The organism is Paenibacillus sp. FW101-FHT12H11 (genome assembly GCF_058790355.1).
Genome location: NZ_JBYTCO010000009.1, coordinates 193591 through 210720, shown reverse-complemented (window position 1 = coordinate 210720; position 17130 = coordinate 193591). Strand labels below are relative to the sequence as shown.

Genomic DNA, 17130 nt, shown 5'->3' with positions numbered 1-17130 from the left:
GCCATCGATGAAACGGCTGCTTATTAATGGTTGGAATTATGTGCTGCTGCTCACTAACGGTGTGATGGCGGCAAAGTATTGGCTGCTAGGCTATGTGCTGTTTATCCTCATTCCTGCGGCTGTTCTGCTTGTCATGCATACCCAGAGATCCTCGCACATCCTAGAAGAGGAAGTTACGAATACGATGCTGCAAACGCTTAAGCAAGCGAGCATCAACTTGGATTTTCAATTCGATTCGGTCCGGGATACGTCCAATACGTTGTTTATGAATCCGAAGCTGGCGGAATATTTGAATCGTAAAGCCACGATCGATCAGCAGCTGGAATCCTTGAAAGAGCTGCGTATTTTGGTCGATAGCGCAGAGACGAATACCAATGTGTTTCGGGTTCGTTTGTTCGTCAATGGGGATCGCATGTTTACGGGCGAGCGGGTTAACTTTTTTACACAGGAGAGTTTGAAGAACTGGCCTTGGTATGAAAAGGTCATGAATTCAGGAGGCGCAATCGTGTGGTCGGGCGCTTATCTGGAATCCTTTATCGATCAAGGGCCGGCCTATATTTTCTCCGCTGCCCGCATGCTGCGGGATTTGCACGAGTACGACCAAATTTCCGGTGTGCTGCTGATCGATGTGGCGGAAAAAACGATAACCGACATTTTGAATAAAATTAAGTTAACCAAAGATGGCAATATTTATTTAATTGCGGATGATGGCCAGATGATCTCGAATCAGGATAAGTCATTGCTTGGAAAAAAAATGTTGGAAGGCGAGCCGTTGAGCACAATTGCCCTTCATGATGAAGGCGTCGTTCGTCTGCTTGATGATAAAAATCCGCGATTTGCGATTTATACAAAGGTAGCCTCTACAGGGTGGAAGCTTGTTGCCGAAGTGCCGCAATCGGAGATCAGTTCGCGAGCTGTTGCATTGAACCAATTTTCTGGCGTGGCGACGATTTCGACCGTGACGATTTTGTTTCTTCTGCTCGTGTTTATTCTTCTGGCAATGATTGTTCGCAACATGAACCGGCGCATTCAAACGGTTATCCGGACGATTAAAAGAGGCGGCATTGAAAGTTTGGATGACCGTACATTCAATGCGGGTGGCGACTTTAAGCTGCTTGAAAATAGTGTGGATCATCTCATCCACCGAGTTCATGGTTTGATGGAGGAAACCTATCAATCCAAAGTGCAGGAGCGGGAGGCTCAGCTTCGTGCCTTGCAAGCGCAAATTAATCCGCACTTCTTGTACAACACGCTGGATACTATTAATTGGATCGCCATTGGTCATAATGCGCCGGAGATTTCAAATATGATTAATGGCTTGGCCAAATATTTCAGGCTTAGTCTCAATAAAGGCAGAGACCTGGTCAGTGTGACCGATGAGCTCAATCTGGCTAAAGTGTATTTGGAAATCCAGCAGAGCCGGTTCCCGAAGAGCTTCGAGGTGCACTTCGACATCGAAGAGGGGCTCGACGACTTGGAGATGCCGAAGCTAACGCTGCAGCCGATTGTCGAGAATGCGCTCCTGCACGGGATTCGTAGATCCAAGGGCAAGACCGGCACCATCCTCATTGGCGCTAGGAAAGAGGACGGAGTTCTGCTCCTTACCGTCTCGGACGATGGCATCGGCATGGACGAGGAGCTCGTGCAGAGCCTGCTGACTCAGCCCCGTCCTTCGATGAAATCGGACGGTTCCGGGAGCTCGTACGGACTGTATAACGTCAATGAAAGGATCAAATTGTTCGCCGGTGATCACTACGGGCTGTGCATTCACTCCACGCTGGGGGAGGGGACGACCATTACGGCGCGTATCGCATATAAAGAAGTCGCTCCTTAGGGGCGGCTTTTTTGTATTAAAACCATAAGATTGCACCAGAAACAGAAATATTACCATCTACATTTCATTTGTGCCCACCGATATAATTGTCCTATAAGAACACGGAGGTGAGCCATTCATGCGTACAACACGAGCGGAAATCGAGCTGCAAACAACTCACGCCAAGCCAATGGCCAAAGGTAGTGGCCGTCTGAAGCTGATGCTGAGCAATTTTGATATGTACTTGTTGCTTGTGCCTGGATTGATATTTTTGCTGCTGTTCAAATATGCGCCGATGTACGGCATTGTGATTGCTTTTCAGGACTTCAATATTTTCGACGGATTTAGCGGGAGCAAATGGGTAGGGCTGGATCAATTCGAGAAGCTGATTCATTCGGAAGAGTTTTATCAGGTGTTCATCAACACGCTGCTGATCAGCTTGTATAAGATTGTGCTGCTTTTTCCAATCCCGATCATCATTGCGCTTTTCTTGAATGAGGTGCGCAAAGTCTTTTTCAAAAAGACGATTCAAACGATTATTTTCCTCCCGCATTTCTTATCGTGGGTCATCATCTCGGGCTTGTTCATTAACATTTTGTCTCCGACAGGCGGTCTGGTGAACAATGTCATCCAATGGTTCGGGGGCGAACCGATCTCGTTTTTCCTGGACAACCAGTTTTTCCGTAGTGTCGTTGTATTTACAGCAGGCTGGAAGGAATCCGGATGGAACGCCATCATCTTTATCGCTGCCATCGCAGGAATCGAGCAAGAGCAGTATGAAGCAGCTTCCATTGATGGTGCGGGACGTATTCGACAAATGCTTTACATTACGCTGCCCGGCATTTTGCCGACGATCATTTTGATCTTGATTTTACGCTTGGGATACTTGCTTGAGGCGGGTACGGAGCAAATTTTGACGATGTACAATTCCGTCGTTTATGCATCCGGCGATGTCATCGGCACGTTCGTGTACCGGCAAGGTCTTGGCCAGCAGGATTACAGCTTTAGTACAGCGGTCGGGTTGTTCAACTCCGTTGTTGGGTTCATCCTGATCGTAGCGGGCAACGAACTGAGCAAAAAGTTAATCAAGCGCAGCATCTGGTAGGAGGCGAAAACAGTCATGCACAAAAAAACGATTGGCGATAGATCGCTGGACTTCTTCATTTATCTCGTGTTAATCATCTGCGGTTTAGCGACTTTGCTGCCGTTAGCGAATATTTTATCCAAAGCCATTAGTGATGAATCAGCCGTAGTTTCCGGTAAAGTGGGGATCATTCCGATCGGCTTTCAGCTGGATACCATGAAATACGTCGTTTCCTCCAGCCAATTTTTACATTCAATCGGGATTTCGCTGCTAATTACGATAGTGGGTACGTTTCTGGCGATTCTGATCACCGCATTAACTGCTTACCCCTTGTCCAAAAGGCATCTGCCCGGCATTTCCTTCATCATGCTGCTGTTCATTTTCACGATGATGTTTAATGGTGGTATCATACCGAACTACTTGTTGATGAAGCAGCTTCATCTGATTAATAACCTGTGGTCCATCATGCTGCCGGCCCTGATTAGTGTCTTTAACATGCTGGTCATCAAAAGTTATTACGAATCCTTGCCGGAAGCCTTGGAAGAATCGGCTAAAATGGACGGCGCCCGCAACTTTACGATTCTGTTCAGAATCATTATTCCGTTAAGCGTTCCTGTTATTGCGACAATCGCGCTTTTCTATGCGGTGTACTTTTGGAATGATTATTTCCATCCGATGCTCTACATCAATGACGCAGGTTTGAAGCCTTTACAGCTGTACTTGCGCGATATTGTGATGGATGCGGACAGCTCCAGTGCCATGAACAAAAGCGTAGACGACATGATGAACGTTTCACCGGAAGGCATTCGTGCGGCAACGGTTATCGCGTCCATTATTCCGATGTTGTTAGTGTATCCGTATCTGCAAAAACATTTTGTCAAAGGCGTTCTGATCGGCTCTGTCAAAGGGTGAATGAGCATTAATGCCCTTGATGTTAGCGTCGAGGGTTTAATGATATAGTATATACAATTACTAGGGAGGTTTGCACATGTTAAAAAGACACAATAAAGTCATGCTTCTAACACTTGCAGCAAGCTTATCGGTTACTTCACTTGTTGCTTGTTCGTCCAAAAGCAATACGCCGGCAGGCAATAATGCAGCCCCGGCAAGCGCAGCGCCAGCAGCAACAACTTCTGGACCAAAGCCAGAATTAAAATCGCTTCAAATTTGGCAAAAGGACGATTACAACACGTACCCGGTTGCGAAATTCCTGGAAGAGAAAACAGGCTACAAAGTGCAATACGATATGCTCCCTCAGGATAAAGCAGCAGACAAGCTAAACATTCTTATCGCTTCCGGCGAACCTTATGATGCTGTTACAACAGGAGGAACGACGGACTTCAAAGCACTATTTGCCGATTATGCGAAAAAAGGAGCTTTGACAGATCTTGGACCTCTCATTGATAAATTCGGACCGAACATTAAAGCATCCGTTGATCCGGCCGTACTGGAAGCGGCTAAAGTAGACGGTAAACTATATGCAATTCCTACCAAAACGATTTCCTTCGCCGGTGAGAGTTTGTATGTGAGACAGGATTGGCTCGACAAAGTAGGCATGAAAGCACCGACAACATTGGATGAGTTAGTTGCTGTTTTGAAAGCGTTTAAAGAGAAAGATCCCGGAGGAAACGGCGATAAAAACATTCCATTAACGATTAAAAGTGAAGCCATGTTCATTAATAACATCGTTGGCGCTTTCGGTATGCCGCTTTTCTGGAACGATGTGAACGGCAAACTGACGCCACGCATTATGGACCCTGCTTTCAAAGAATATGTGACGTTTGCGAGCGATCTTTTCAAACAAGGGCTGCTGGATAAGGAGTTTGCTGCCAACAAAGATGCTACGGCCAAAGAGAAATTTACAAGCGGTAGAGCGGGAATGATCATGATTCACTGGGCTGATGTTCCTGTGGTTAACGATGCTCTTGTGAAAAATAATCCGAACGCGAAAGCGAATTATATCCCTGCGCTGAAAGGCAAAGACGGTAAAGTCGGTTTGAGCGCAGCGACAGGTTTTGACCGCATTACCTTCATTCCTAAAGCGTCTAAACATGCGGAAGATGCCATCAAATGGATGAATGCGAAGCTGGAGCCGGCAACGTTTAAAGAAATGGCGATCGGCCAAGAAGGTAAGCACTACACATTCAAAGACGGCGCTTATACGCCAATTCAACCGATTTTTACGGATGAGCGCAACCAAGCGAACAATTTCTTGATGGGTACCGATGATAAAAACTATCCAACCTACTGGCAGGCACGTGTACGTAAAGATATGCGTTTGTTCGATGCATGGAACTTCATGAACACGATTCAACCAGAGAGCACAAGAATCAAAGATCCATTAGGCCTTGCTCCGTACTTGCCTGAGTTCTCGAAAAACTTCCAACAATTGAACACGATGGTGGGAGACTATACGACGAAGCTGATTTTCGGGGCGGAGCCGATCAGTGGCATTGAAGCTTTCCAAGCTAAATTCAAATCGTCCGGCGGAGATGCCAGCTACAAAGAAGTGAATGATTGGTACGCGACTGCAAAAAAATAAAAACGGAATGAGAAGAGAACGTGCCATGCATTTACTTGCTGCATGTTCTCTTTTTTATTAGACAAGGAGGAAAAGCAGTGAGATTAAAAGATCAGCCCAAATGGCAGGGGAAAAGCTGGTGCACGTTAGGAGACAGCATTTCAGCTGCAGGCGGTTATCAACCATTGGTCAATTCAGCGCTTGGGTTTTCCACCGTCCTGAATGAAGGCAAAAGCGGATGCCCGCTCACAGCGGGAGGAGACCGAGATTACGGCGCGACTGTGCATGTCGGCAGGCAGCTGGAGCCCGTGTACGATTGTGTGACCATCTTCGCGGGCACGAATGATTTTCGGCTGGATAAACCGATTGGACGGAAGGAAGAGCGGGATATTCATACATTTTACGGAGCGTATGTCACCTTAGTGGAGGATATTCTGAGCAAAAATCCGGCGAGTCGTCTCAATCTGTGGACGCCGCTGCAAAGAGATAAAGACGGATTCGACATTGATTCCGTGAATGCAGAGGGCCATCGTCTAGCCGACTATGTCGAGGTGATTCAGGCGATTGGCGTCGAGTACGCGCTGCCTGTGCTGAACTTGTACGCGGAAAGCGGCTTTAATCGCTTTACGCTGGGCTTTTTGAGCAGTGATCGCCTGCATCCGAATCAGGAGGGCTTTAAGCGAATTGCTGCTATGGCGATTCCTTTTTTGGAGCGCATTTAGCGCCGATTCCTCATTCTATTTTATTCTAATTTGCCCTTTATTGACCATTTAACTGGAATATATATCGCTAATTTCGCCAGATCCAACAGGTAAGGCTTGTTGCTGGCGAATTAGCTGGAGCTGCTACCGTTATTCGGCCACCTGCCCCTATGCAGCGCAGAATAACGGTAGTTTTTCCATCTGCTCCGGCTGAAGCGTCGCAGCGTCGCAGCAACATTAACGGGAGTGAGAATCCAATCCCGTCTACTTATAAGCGTCAAACGTCCGTTTGACGAGGAGGATCGCCTGCTCGCGCGTCGTGCTGCCCAGCGGGTCAATGCGCCCTCCGCCCACGCCGTTCATGATGGCGTGGTTGACGGCGAATCGAACCGCATCCAGCGCCCAAGGCGCGATCAAGTCACTGTCGGCAAGGCCGGAGCTGCTGCTGATGTTCAGCGTGGCGGCAGGCTTCGCCGCCTGCACAGCGCGCATCAGCATGACGCACAGCTCTTGCCGTGAAATGCTCGCGTCCGGCGAGAAGCTGGTCGCGGATACGCCTGTGACAATGCCGAGCTGGAACGCCTTCAGCACGTCGACGTTCACCGTATCCGCGAACGGATTCGGCGCAGCCGCAGCTGCCGGCTTGCTGCTGAGCGCTTCGTAGAGCTTCACGGCGATGCCGGCGAACTGCTCCCGGGTGATAGGCTGCTGATAGTTGCCAAGCACCGATGGTGTCGTGAGCGATGCGGCGATGGCCAGCTTGAGATCAGCTTTGGCCCAGTCGCTGGAGCCCTTGACGGCCTCTTCCAGCAGCGCCTCAATGTTCGGCTGACCGGCGTCGCCTTGCGTGCCGCCTTTGCTTATCGGTCCCATCCCATCAGGGATCTTCACATCTATGGCAGGCTTGAGGTCGATGACTGGAACCTTGGTAATCACTTTATTTTTACCAACGAGAACAGGGATTTGAACGACAGGATTAACTTTATCCACAATAACCAGGCCGTCACGAGGGGCTTTATTCCAAATGAAGACCGTCTCCACGCCTGGGATTACATGGTCGGGCAGAGCGTATTGGTCAATGACCGGTGTTACGGTATAGGCATATAACGTATTCTTATTTTTATTCGTCGCTTTATCGACGGTGGCCACAGGCCCGAAATCACCGGCCGTATTTTGCACATTAAAATATTTCGTGCCATCCGGACCGTCGCGTTTAATGACATAGGAAGATTCCATGTTGGAGTTATCATTCCAGGTGAGTGTTACCGAACCGTCATCATTGGCGGAAGCTTGGAAATCGCTGGTTTCCCCCGGCTGCATGACTTTGAATGGCCCTTCGGTCCGCTCCAAATACGTGTCGGAGCCCAGAATCGGGACATAATGAATCATAACGCGAATCCTCACCGAGGTGATGGACGGATCGATCGGGAGACGGAATTGAGCGCTAATCGACTGGCTTTTCAACTCGAGAACGTTATGCCAATTAATATTGTCGGTGGAATATAACATTTCGAAGGACTCTATCTTGGTCCCGATGGCTCTGTCGTCACTATAGATGACTGGAATGTCTGCGCCGGCAATTAAATAAGGATCACTGCCTCCGATAAAAAAATATTGCATTTGCACCTGCGCATGAGCGCGCGGAGTTGGCAGCACGAAACATATCGCGAAGATAAAGACAGCCAATAAGGGAATCATCTTTCGTTGAAGATGCATCAACATGAACTCTCCTCCACCAATGGTTAATTATTTAATCACCTTATACGAGATATGGACGGATGTTTCGCCCTTACCTCCCACTAGTCTGGAGACGGTATATTCAACACCGAGCGTACCGTTGCTCCCTGAAAAAAGAAATGCTCCCTCGGCAGGTACTTCATCCATGGTAAAACCTTGCTCTTTGAACCTTTTGCGCGACAGCTCGGCGGTTTCCTTCACATCTTGCTTCATCACATAGTCGATGGTGTCGCGGCCATCAGCCTGGGAAGCTTCAATGCTGCTCGCTCCATCCAGAATGAGGATCTGAATGTTTTTCGGGATGTCACTGAATGCCTTGGTGGAGGCTTCTGTGGAAGCGGGCGCCTTCTTGCCGCAAGCAATTACAAATGTAAGCAGGCTGACGCATAGCATGACCATCACGTTTTTCCATATGTGTTTCATCGCACTTATTCCTCCTAAACTCCGCACTCAGGTGCATGTGTACTAACGATAGCTCAATAGGAATATTGGCACTACTATCCTATGGTATATTTTGGTATGATACCTTCGTATAAAAATCCGAACATTAAATGGGTGAGGAACGATGGCGGAAATAAACGGCAGATTGGTCGTGGGCAGACAGCGGGAATTACAGATGTTTAACGCTTTTTTGCAGAGGACTTACCCGGAGAAAAGATTGCTGAACCTATACGGCACAGGCGGAATTGGCAAAAGCTTTCTGCTCGATGAGTTTCGGCAGCTTGCAGCTGAACGCAATGTTCACGTGATTTCGCTGGACAGCCGTGATATCGTACATACCCCCTCCTCTTTATGCCATCATATGGTTCAGTTGTTAGAGCGACTTGTCGGCAAGCACGTCTCCGTCTCGACACCGGATCAACCCATCTCCACAATGGAATGCATTGGAATTCTGAATCGAGCAGCGGCAGAGCATAGGTTACTCTTAACCTTCGATACGTACGAAGAAATGGCGGAGCTTGATCACTGGCTTCGGGAGCATTTGATCAAAGAGCTGCATCCCTCTATTTGTATGGTGATTTCAGGCCGTTATGCGCTGCAGGGCGCATGGAAATTGTCCTCTACATGGAGACAGTGTACGATGCAGATGCCGCTCTCGGATCTATCGTTTTCGGATGTGAAAACCTACTTACATAACTTATCTATCCTGGATGAAAATACAATTCACTGGATTTGGAACCAAACGAAAGGGCATCCGCTGACGCTCTCCCTAACGGCGCAAACGTCCTCCCTACGAGAACTCATTCACCTGCAGGAAGTTGAAGTGCTGCCCTTAATTACGAAGCAGTGGTTAAAAGAGGTTTCTCAGCCCGCCCTGCGTAGAATGGTGGAAGCGGCTTCCGTATTAAAGCATTTTAATCAGGAGATACTTGCTCATGTGTTAGAAGAGCCGGTCACCGCGGAACAATTCCAGCTGCTTACCGAGTTATCGTTCGTCAGAAGAGTGAAGCGGGGATGGCTGCTGCATGATTTGGTTCGCACGGCTTTCAGCCAAGAACTTAGCGCAAGGTCGCCTGACTATTATGCGACTCTAAGGCGCAAATGCATGATGTATTATTATCATCGAACGATTCGGAGTATTGGGAAGAACGACGATATTTCGCTCGAAGCCAGTGATTTCTTCCACTATTTCGGGGATGAGCTGATTCTGCAGTTTTTCAATCAAGATGCAGCTAGCAACTATTTTGAGGTTATGGACGAAGCGAATTTTGCGGATGCGGAACGTTATATCCAACGCCGTTACGAGGAGGCCCAAGGGTACCGAATTCCTTATGTCGACAGCGCCACGAATCAAACGGGAGAGTTCGTTATCACGCGTGAGCAAAATCTGTTTAATCTCCAACACGTGCATTTGCGGGAGCTTGCTGGTTTGGGACCAGGCACCGTCCGTCTGCTGCGTAAGCCGCGAGGGGAAGTTGTCGGTTTAACAGCGGTCATTCCGATCAATAGCTCAACCATTAATTATCTATTGAACAAGCCGCTTTCGTCGGCATATTTTCGCAGCGTGCCTCAGGAACAGTTGGATGAATTTGCACGGCCATCCGAAACACCTGCGGGATACTACATACAAACAATTGACGTATTGAACTATGACGATATGAGCTTGTTAGCGGACACGGGACATTTCTTCATCACACTGCTGCTTACCGGCGGGTTTGTTGCCGGATCTCCGCCTCCGATTCCGTTTTCTACAGAAATTCATCACCGGCTGGGTTGCGAAATGTCGCCCGTAGTCCATTACGATTACGATCAGGTGACGCCAACGCATACCTTCACAACGGATACGAGAGGGCACAAGCTGCATGCCTATTTGCGGAAAATGATGCTGAAACTCGGGATGACTGAGTTCATTGAGAATGAACCGCCTGTAGAGTCTCCGTTCGTACCGTTAACGGACATACAGCGCAAAATCTCCGATTTGTTAATGCAAGGCATGACGAACGCCGAAATTGCCAAGCAGCTTTTTTTAAGCGAGATTACAATCAAGAAACACCTTACGGCGATTTTTCAGAAGCTGGAGGTAAGAAACCGCACTCAGGCTGTACAGAAGCTGATCAGCAGCGGCAAAGGCGCGGTGTAAAATTAAGCCTCCTTTAGCTAAGCGGGTTTGTTAGATACCCTTCGTGCTGCGGTGCGTATGCTGCTTTATGCATAGGAACTACAAGGCTTTCTCAAATGGTCATAAATGACCTGGGGAAGTCTCTTTTTTTGTGCCGAAAAATGGGATTCATCAAGTAGTGGAGGAGACGTCTATTCACGGAATGGATGAAATTGGCGCTTGCATATTGAATTTTGTTGAAAATGATTCTCAAAATCATTGACAATGGTTTTCATCAACTATACACTAAATAAATAAAGTTTGAATTCTACTGACCTCACATACCTAGATGAATATATACAATTTCGTTTGATCATATAGCCAAGGAAGGATTGATGACCGATGCACGCCATCGAGGCCCAACATTTAACGTTAACTTATGGAGATAACAGTATCTATGAAGATTTGGATATTGCGATTCCTAAGGGGAAGATCACCGTGTTTATCGGCAGCAATGGTTGCGGTAAATCAACGTTACTTCGTTCGTTGGCCAGGTTGCTGAAGCCTACCAATGGCAGCATTTTGTTAGACGGGCAAGCCATCGCCAAGCTTCCTACGAAGGAAATTGCGAAGCGTTTGTCCATTCTGCCACAAGGGCCGGTTGCTCCGGAAGGTTTAACGGTGCTCCAACTCGTCAAGCAAGGGAGATATCCCTACCAGACGTGGTTGCAGCAGTGGTCCGCAGAAGATGAAGAGATGGTGACGAAAGCCCTGAAAGCTACGAATATGCAGCAATATGCGGATCGTACGGTGGATTCTTTATCAGGTGGACAGCGACAACGAGCTTGGATTGCGATGACGTTGGCACAGGGAACGGATACGATTTTACTCGACGAGCCGACTACTTATTTGGATATGTCACACCAAGTTGAAGTGCTTGACTTGTTATTTGAATTGAATGTCGAGCAGCAGCGCAGCATCGTCATGGTTCTGCATGACATTAATCTGGCTTGTCGCTATGCGCATCACATCGTGGCTATTCATAACAAGAAGATTGCCATCCAAGGGAAGCCGGAAGATATTATTACCGAGGATACGATTCGTACCGTATTTAATATGGATTGCCAAATTATTGAGGATCCGCTGTTTGGTACGCCGCTTTGCATCCCATTTGGCAAGGGCAGGAAAGTTAATGAGCAGGAGCAAGTCTCCAGCAACCTGGCAGAAGCTGCGTTGGTTGTTTAAGCCTCTACATAAGTAATCAAAGTCTCTATTGAACGCTTTTGCGTGGGTAGAGGCTTTTCTTGTTGCACTCACACTCACAGTTGCCGTCACCGAAGAATGAGACCGGAGCATTTTGGGAAAATAAGGACAAGATATTAGACCTTGTCATTCGCAGAAGCACTTCATACAATAGTAGTATAAAGCTTTAACTTCTTAGGATTGGGGAACTGCATGATGCGCTTTAAAGATGTGTTTTCCATCATCGGACCTTCCATGATAGGTCCTTCCAGCTCCCATACAGCGGGAGCCGTCCGTCTAGGGCGTGTTGTCAGGCAGCTGCTCGGTGAGCAGCCAACGAAAGCTGAAATTACCTTATACGGGTCTTTTGCGGATACATACCGGGGGCATGGTACCGACTTGGCGCTGATTGGCGGCTTGCTCGATTTTGAAACAGATGATCCGCGGATTCCGGAGGCGGCCGAAGAGGCGGAAGCCCGGGGCGTGGAGATTGCCTTCCTCACAAGTAAAGATAAGGCCGATCATCCGAATACGGTCAAATTTACGATTTCCTCCGGGAGCAAAGAAGTGAGTATGATTGGGGCATCCATCGGTGGCGGGAACGTTGAAATTGTAAATGTGAATCAATTCGATGTGAAATTTACCGCGGTATACCCTACGTTAATTATTTCTCATCACGACCGGCCGGGGATGATCGCAGACATTACCACCTTGCTGGGACGTAACCAGATCAATATCGGATTCATGGATTTGGATCGGAAAGGCAGGGACCGAGAGGCGATGACCGTCATTGAAACTGACGTCTCCGTTCCGGATGCCCTGATCGAGGAGCTCGGCTCCTTAAGCATGATATTTGATATCAAAAGAGTGGATCTCGCAGAAAGAGGCGAATAACTTGAGATTCCGAACATTAAAACAACTCACTGAAGTATGCGCTGTAGAAGGAATGACGATTGCGGAAGTCATGCTGGCCGATCAAAGCCAAGAATCGGGCAAGACGCCGGAATACGTGTTTGAAAAAATGAGGGCTTACTATCAAATCATGAAAGAAGCCGTGGCCAAAGGACTGACGGAAGATACAACCTCCCGCAGCGGATTGACAGGCAAGGACGCTCAGCGTGTTGCCAGCTATATGATGACGACAGAAGCCTCCCTCGGTGAGGAAGCTTGCAAGGCAATGGCATACGCGTTAGCCGTGTCCGAAGTGAATGCTTCCATGGGACGCATTATTGCTACGCCAACGGCTGGCTCTTGCGGCATTATCCCCGGCGTTTTCATCAGCAGCCAGCAGCGGTTCGGCTGGGATGATGATCACATGGTCCGGGGATTGCTGAGTGCAGGCGCGATTGGTTATGTAATCGCGAACAACTCTTTTGTTTCTGGCGCGGAAGGCGGCTGCCAGGCTGAGGTAGGCTCCGCGATCGGCATGGCCGCGGGAGCGCTTGTTGAGCTTCGCGGCGGTACGCCTGAGCAGGCGATGCATGCGGTGGGACTAGCGCTGAAGAACACGCTAGGGCTCATCTGCGACCCAGTCGGCGGACTGGTCGAGATTCCGTGCATCGTCCGCAACGGCTTCGGTGCCGTGAATGCCATGGCCGCGGCTGATATGGCGCTGGCGGGCGTCCGTTCCGTCATCCCCTCCGACGAAGTCGTGCAGGTGATGTACGAGGTGGGCACCGCGATGCCCGAGAAGCATCGCGAGACGGCCAAAGGCGGCCTGGCTCAGACGCCGACAGGCAAACAAATTATGAAAGAGCTTAATTTGGGCAAAAAGCGATAGAAATAAGGTCCGCAGGGGGATGATTCCTGCGGCTTTTTTATTATGGGGCCTGTTAGGCTCCATCGCATCTGGACCCCGCTCCAGCAAGTCCGTTCAGGTTGTATTTTATACAACCATTTGTACCGAATCTCAAGCCTGAAGTCAGCCCCATTGTACTTTATGCAACCATTTGTCCGCGAAAGCTGCCGTTTCAGCACAAATCAAGCATTTTCATTGCATTTTGTACAGTGGAGTGGCTCGGTTCCCCTACAAACTGTCTATAATGTTGCACTAAATACAACATACGGCAGCCTTCACCCGCCCCAAGTTTATTCTCCCGAAAATTTGGCATCCTAACAGGATCACATGCCAAGGAGTTTGAACATGCGCATATTTGCAATAAGCATCGTGTTAGCCTCCGCGCTCACACTTACCGGGTGCTCTCACCCATCAAGGATTAAGCAGCTGGGCACGGGGGACCAGGTGCAACTGACGTCCGAACGGGAGACGGATAACCGGATGTCGGATTGGAATCTGACCAGCAGCGATGCGGAGCTGTACATCGGCGATTTAGGCGTAGAGCAGCTCTATGCCTCTGCCTCATCTTCGAATCAAGTAAAGAGCCTTGCAGCAGAGAATAAGAAGCAAGCGCTTCTGCCAAACGGCTTTCCTTTGATCCAGGCTTTTCCCAGTCCGGGCATCGTCCCGAAAAAAGGAGGTTACGTCGAGAACGTAATCGAGACGGCCAAAAGCTACCTCGGAACCCCCTATGTATATGGGTCGGACCGGTTGGACCCGCAATCTTTTGACTGCTCGGATTTCACGCGTTGGGTCTATCTGACTGCGCTCGGGATGGATTTGCCCTGGGATGCGAAGAACCAGGCTGCTTATGTCGAAGCTCTATCCAAACGGAAATACACCGATCTCAAGCAGGCAAAACGCGGGGATTTGCTGTTTTTTACGAATTTCATGGGCAATCACCCTTCCGATTATGCCAATCTCGACCCTTCACAGAAGCCGATCAGCCATATGGGCATTTATTTAGGGGATGGGAAAATCATTCATTCCGCTTCCAAAAAAACAGGCGGCGTGCGGATTGACCATATGTTTTTTAAGCATCTGCAATATCGTTTTGTTTTAGGAGGCTCAGTCCTGGACTAAGCGTAGTGCCCCACTAAGCCGTGTAGTGGGGCATTTTCATGCGCCATTGTTTCCCTTCCTTTTAATTCGTTATATAGTAAAGAAGTTGAAGTGACGGAAAGGAGCTAATAGCACATGCACTCGTCGATGATTGAGCAGGAGAATGGCATTTTTCCAGCCGTATGCTCACTGGATTGTCCAGATCAATGCGGATTGCTGCTTCATAAGGAAGCCGGCAAGATCGTTAAAATAGAAGGAGACCCCAACCACCCGGTGACACAAGGGGCAATTTGCAATAAAGTTCGCAATATGACGGCAAGACTTTATGATGATAAAAGGCTGCAGTACCCTATGAAGCGCGTCGGTCCAAAAGGGGAGGGGAGCCGATTTGAACGCATATCCTGGGAGGAAGCGATCGCAACCATCACAACCCGCTGGAAAAAGCTGATCGCAGAGGAAGGCGCTGAGTCCATTCTGCCATACAGCTTTTACGGCAATATGGGGCGGATTGGGACCGAGGGGATGGATCGCCGGTTTTTTAACCGGATGGGTGCAAGCCGTTTGCTGTACTCGATTTGTGAAGCCGCAGGAACTGAAGGCTATAAATATACGATGGGCGGCAGCTTTGGAACCGATCCAGAGGATACGGTGCATGCCAAACTCATCATTATGTGGGGGATCAATGCTGTCAGCACGAATATGCATCAGGTGATGTTGGCTGAGAAAGCCCGTAAAAACGGTGCGCAAATCGTCGTCATCGACGCTCACAAGAACCAAACAGGCCGTTGGGCGGATTGGTTTATCCCGATTATGCCGGGAACGGATGCCGCGTTGGCACTGGGAATTATGCATATATTGTTCGCCGAAGATAGCGTGGATGAAGCTTTTTTGCGGCAATATACCGTTGGCCATGAGGAGTTGAGGGAGCATGTTCGCCAGTATGAACCTTCAGTGGTATCTGCCATAACAGGAGTCCCTGTCCAAGACCTCTATCGCTTGGCTAGACTATATGGTCAAACTTCGCCTTCTTTTATTCGTATTGGCAACGGGATTCAGCATCACGATAACGGCGGAATGTGTGTGAGGACCATTGCCTGCTTACCGGCATTAACGGGACAGTGGCTGCAGCGTGGAGGCGGCGCTATAAAAGGAAACGGCGCCTATTTGGAGCACAATATTCCCGCCTTACAGCGGCCTGATCTGAGGGTAAAAGAGGCGCGGCAAATTAATATGAATTTGCTTGGCAGCGCGTTGTTGGAGCTAGATCCGCCAATTCGTTCTCTGTACGTTTACAATTCCAATCCGGCGTTAGTTGCCCCCCATGCGAATAAAGTGAGAGAGGGGCTTCAGCGAGACGATTTGTTTACGGTTGTGCATGATCTGTTTCTGACCGAGACGGCTAAATACGCTGATATCGTGCTACCGGCAACTTCATCTTTTGAGAATACGGACTTTTATCGTTCCTATTGGCATCATTACGTGCATCTTCAACTCCCTGTCGCTCGGCCTTATGGCGAGAGCAAAGCGAATGTCGATGTGTTTCGTCTGCTTGCAGCGGAGATGGGCTATGAGGATGAGGCTTTGCAGGATAGCGATGCGGATTTGGTACGCCAAGCTTTGGACCACCCCGGAAATCCGGCGTTAGCGAATATTACCTATGAGAGCCTGCTGGAGAACCTGTTCATGAAAGCGGAAGTGAAGCCGCTGTTTCCTGGACAGTTACGGACGCCGAGCGGTAAAATCGAACTTTTCTCCCGTGAGATGGCGGAGAGGGGCTATCCGGCTTTGCCGACGTACATTCCGCTTCCCGATGAAGGGGATTTGCCGTTCCTGTTTATCCCTGCGCCGAATCATAACTTTCTGAATTCGACGTTTGCTCATAATGAAAAGCATGTCCGCATGGAAAAAACGCCGAAGCTGCACATGAATGAAGCGGATGCCGCCTCTTTGGGGGTATCGAGTGGCGAAATGGTTCGCGTATGGAATGCTCGCGGTGAATGTGAGTTAACGGTAGCGGCGGGCTCGGATGTGCTGCCAGGTGTCGTAGTGAGCCAAGGCCTCTGGGCGGATTCGTCTGGGAATGGCAGCAAAGCCTTGGTTAATGCGCTTACGCCGGATCGTGTGGCGGATATGGGCGGAGGGGCAACCTTTTTCTCCGGTCGTGTGCGTGTGGAAAAACTCAGCAAGTGAGCTGGCTGAACGTATGGGCACATTCCCGCATAAAGTAATGCAGGAGGTGATGGCCTATGTCATTACAGCAAAAAGCATATGCTTGGATAGGCAGTCCAGTAGGTGTATCCCTAATGGACGGTACCGGTACTTCAGGAATTCTGTGCAGTGTGCAAGGCGGGTCAATTTACCTGATCGAATACTTATACCATACGCAATTTGCTACGAAGCACTATGCCTTCAGCCAAATTCGGGATATTTACCCTTTCCCGCAATGCCCGCAGCCGCAATTGTTGTACCAAGCGAAGCCGATGTATTAATGGATGTAGAAACCGACCCTGTGGGGTCGGTTTTTTAATATTTTCCAATAATATCCCTCCTGCACCTAAATAAATGACAATAAAAGTTGTCAAAAAGCGGGTAAT

Annotated in this window: 14 protein-coding genes; 12 read left to right on the top strand and 2 right to left on the bottom strand. The window is 48.9% G+C overall.

The genetic code is table 11. The features are described from left to right. Nucleotides 1–7: 7 nt before the first annotated feature. The 5 genes from AC3WTJ_RS27020 (at nucleotide 8) to AC3WTJ_RS27000 (ending at nucleotide 6140) form a co-directional block, all read left to right on the top strand. Complete coding sequence (locus AC3WTJ_RS27020; protein WP_492524449.1) at nucleotides 8–1834, top strand: cache domain-containing sensor histidine kinase; 1827 nt, start codon at nucleotides 8–10, stop codon at nucleotides 1832–1834. 169 nt (nucleotides 1835–2003) lie between these two features. Continuing rightward, on the top strand, nucleotides 2004–2918 hold the full coding sequence (locus AC3WTJ_RS27015; protein ID WP_492524580.1) for an ABC transporter permease: 915 nt from the start codon (nucleotides 2004–2006) through the stop codon (nucleotides 2916–2918). A 15-nt stretch (nucleotides 2919–2933) separates the two neighbouring features. Beyond that, nucleotides 2934–3809, top strand: a complete 876-nt coding sequence (locus tag AC3WTJ_RS27010) for a carbohydrate ABC transporter permease (RefSeq protein WP_157319598.1) — start codon at nucleotides 2934–2936, stop codon at nucleotides 3807–3809. A 76-nt stretch (nucleotides 3810–3885) separates the two neighbouring features. Further along, a complete protein-coding gene (locus AC3WTJ_RS27005; RefSeq protein ID WP_492524448.1) occupies nucleotides 3886–5439 on the top strand; it encodes an extracellular solute-binding protein in 1554 nt (517 codons plus the stop codon). Nucleotides 5440–5516: 77 nt separating this feature from the next. Next, nucleotides 5517–6140, top strand: a complete 624-nt coding sequence (locus tag AC3WTJ_RS27000; protein WP_492524447.1) for an SGNH/GDSL hydrolase family protein — start codon at nucleotides 5517–5519, stop codon at nucleotides 6138–6140. A gap of 243 nt (nucleotides 6141–6383) precedes the next feature. On the opposite strand, the gene AC3WTJ_RS26995 is transcribed toward AC3WTJ_RS27000, so the two are convergent. Together AC3WTJ_RS26995 and AC3WTJ_RS26990 are read right to left on the bottom strand one after the other, a co-directional pair. Beyond that, nucleotides 6384–7841 carry an S-layer homology domain-containing protein gene (locus tag AC3WTJ_RS26995; protein WP_492524446.1) on the bottom strand — a complete coding sequence of 486 codons (1458 nt, stop codon included), beginning with the start codon at nucleotides 7839–7841 and terminating at the stop codon, nucleotides 6384–6386. Between the two features lie 24 nt (nucleotides 7842–7865). Continuing rightward, the gene (locus tag AC3WTJ_RS26990; RefSeq protein ID WP_492524445.1) at nucleotides 7866–8279 is read right to left on the bottom strand and encodes a hypothetical protein; all 414 of its coding nucleotides are present in this window, start codon (nucleotides 8277–8279) and stop codon (nucleotides 7866–7868) included. Nucleotides 8280–8421: 142 nt separating this feature from the next. On the opposite strand from AC3WTJ_RS26990, the gene AC3WTJ_RS26985 reads away from it, so the two are divergent. The 7 genes from AC3WTJ_RS26985 to AC3WTJ_RS26955 all read left to right on the top strand — a co-directional run bounded on the left by AC3WTJ_RS26985 (nucleotide 8422) and on the right by AC3WTJ_RS26955 (nucleotide 17025). After that, nucleotides 8422–10437 carry a helix-turn-helix domain-containing protein gene (locus tag AC3WTJ_RS26985; protein ID WP_492524444.1) on the top strand — a complete coding sequence of 672 codons (2016 nt, stop codon included), beginning with the start codon at nucleotides 8422–8424 and terminating at the stop codon, nucleotides 10435–10437. A 360-nt stretch (nucleotides 10438–10797) separates the two neighbouring features. Continuing rightward, nucleotides 10798–11640: an ABC transporter ATP-binding protein gene (locus AC3WTJ_RS26980; RefSeq protein WP_157319593.1), complete on the top strand. Its 843-nt coding sequence runs from the start codon at nucleotides 10798–10800 to the stop codon at nucleotides 11638–11640. Between the two features lie 213 nt (nucleotides 11641–11853). Further along, nucleotides 11854–12531, top strand: coding sequence for an L-serine ammonia-lyase, iron-sulfur-dependent subunit beta (gene sdaAB / locus AC3WTJ_RS26975; RefSeq protein WP_407872982.1), 678 nt, complete (start codon nucleotides 11854–11856; stop codon nucleotides 12529–12531). Nucleotide 12532: 1 nt separating this feature from the next. After that, on the top strand, nucleotides 12533–13417 hold the full coding sequence (gene sdaAA, locus AC3WTJ_RS26970; protein ID WP_492524443.1) for an L-serine ammonia-lyase, iron-sulfur-dependent, subunit alpha: 885 nt from the start codon (nucleotides 12533–12535) through the stop codon (nucleotides 13415–13417). A 363-nt stretch (nucleotides 13418–13780) separates the two neighbouring features. Next, on the top strand, nucleotides 13781–14557 hold the full coding sequence (locus AC3WTJ_RS26965; RefSeq protein ID WP_492524442.1) for a C40 family peptidase: 777 nt from the start codon (nucleotides 13781–13783) through the stop codon (nucleotides 14555–14557). Nucleotides 14558–14671: 114 nt separating this feature from the next. Then, the gene (locus AC3WTJ_RS26960) at nucleotides 14672–16726 is read left to right on the top strand and encodes a molybdopterin oxidoreductase family protein (RefSeq protein WP_492524441.1); all 2055 of its coding nucleotides are present in this window, start codon (nucleotides 14672–14674) and stop codon (nucleotides 16724–16726) included. Between the two features lie 56 nt (nucleotides 16727–16782). Next, nucleotides 16783–17025, top strand: coding sequence for a hypothetical protein (locus AC3WTJ_RS26955; protein ID WP_157319590.1), 243 nt, complete (start codon nucleotides 16783–16785; stop codon nucleotides 17023–17025). Nucleotides 17026–17130 lie beyond the last annotated feature (105 nt).

Bases quoted from the DNA above. Each gene is read 5' to 3' on its own strand.
- AC3WTJ_RS27020 (WP_492524449.1), top strand. From the start codon at position 8: ATGAAACGGCTGCTTATTAATGGTTGGAATTATGTGCTGCTGCTCACT.
- AC3WTJ_RS27015 (WP_492524580.1), top strand. From the start codon at position 2,004: ATGGCCAAAGGTAGTGGCCGTCTGAAGCTGATGCTGAGCAATTTTGAT.
- AC3WTJ_RS27010 (WP_157319598.1), top strand. From the start codon at position 2,934: ATGCACAAAAAAACGATTGGCGATAGATCGCTGGACTTCTTCATTTAT.
- AC3WTJ_RS27005 (WP_492524448.1), top strand. From the start codon at position 3,886: ATGTTAAAAAGACACAATAAAGTCATGCTTCTAACACTTGCAGCAAGC.
- AC3WTJ_RS26995 (WP_492524446.1), bottom strand. From the start codon at position 7,841: ATGTTGATGCATCTTCAACGAAAGATGATTCCCTTATTGGCTGTCTTT.
- AC3WTJ_RS26990 (WP_492524445.1), bottom strand. From the start codon at position 8,279: ATGAAACACATATGGAAAAACGTGATGGTCATGCTATGCGTCAGCCTG.
- AC3WTJ_RS26985 (WP_492524444.1), top strand. From the start codon at position 8,422: ATGGCGGAAATAAACGGCAGATTGGTCGTGGGCAGACAGCGGGAATTA.
- AC3WTJ_RS26980 (WP_157319593.1), top strand. From the start codon at position 10,798: ATGCACGCCATCGAGGCCCAACATTTAACGTTAACTTATGGAGATAAC.
- sdaAB (WP_407872982.1), top strand. From the start codon at position 11,854: ATGCGCTTTAAAGATGTGTTTTCCATCATCGGACCTTCCATGATAGGT.
- AC3WTJ_RS26965 (WP_492524442.1), top strand. From the start codon at position 13,781: ATGCGCATATTTGCAATAAGCATCGTGTTAGCCTCCGCGCTCACACTT.
- AC3WTJ_RS26960 (WP_492524441.1), top strand. From the start codon at position 14,672: ATGCACTCGTCGATGATTGAGCAGGAGAATGGCATTTTTCCAGCCGTA.
- AC3WTJ_RS26955 (WP_157319590.1), top strand. From the start codon at position 16,783: ATGTCATTACAGCAAAAAGCATATGCTTGGATAGGCAGTCCAGTAGGT.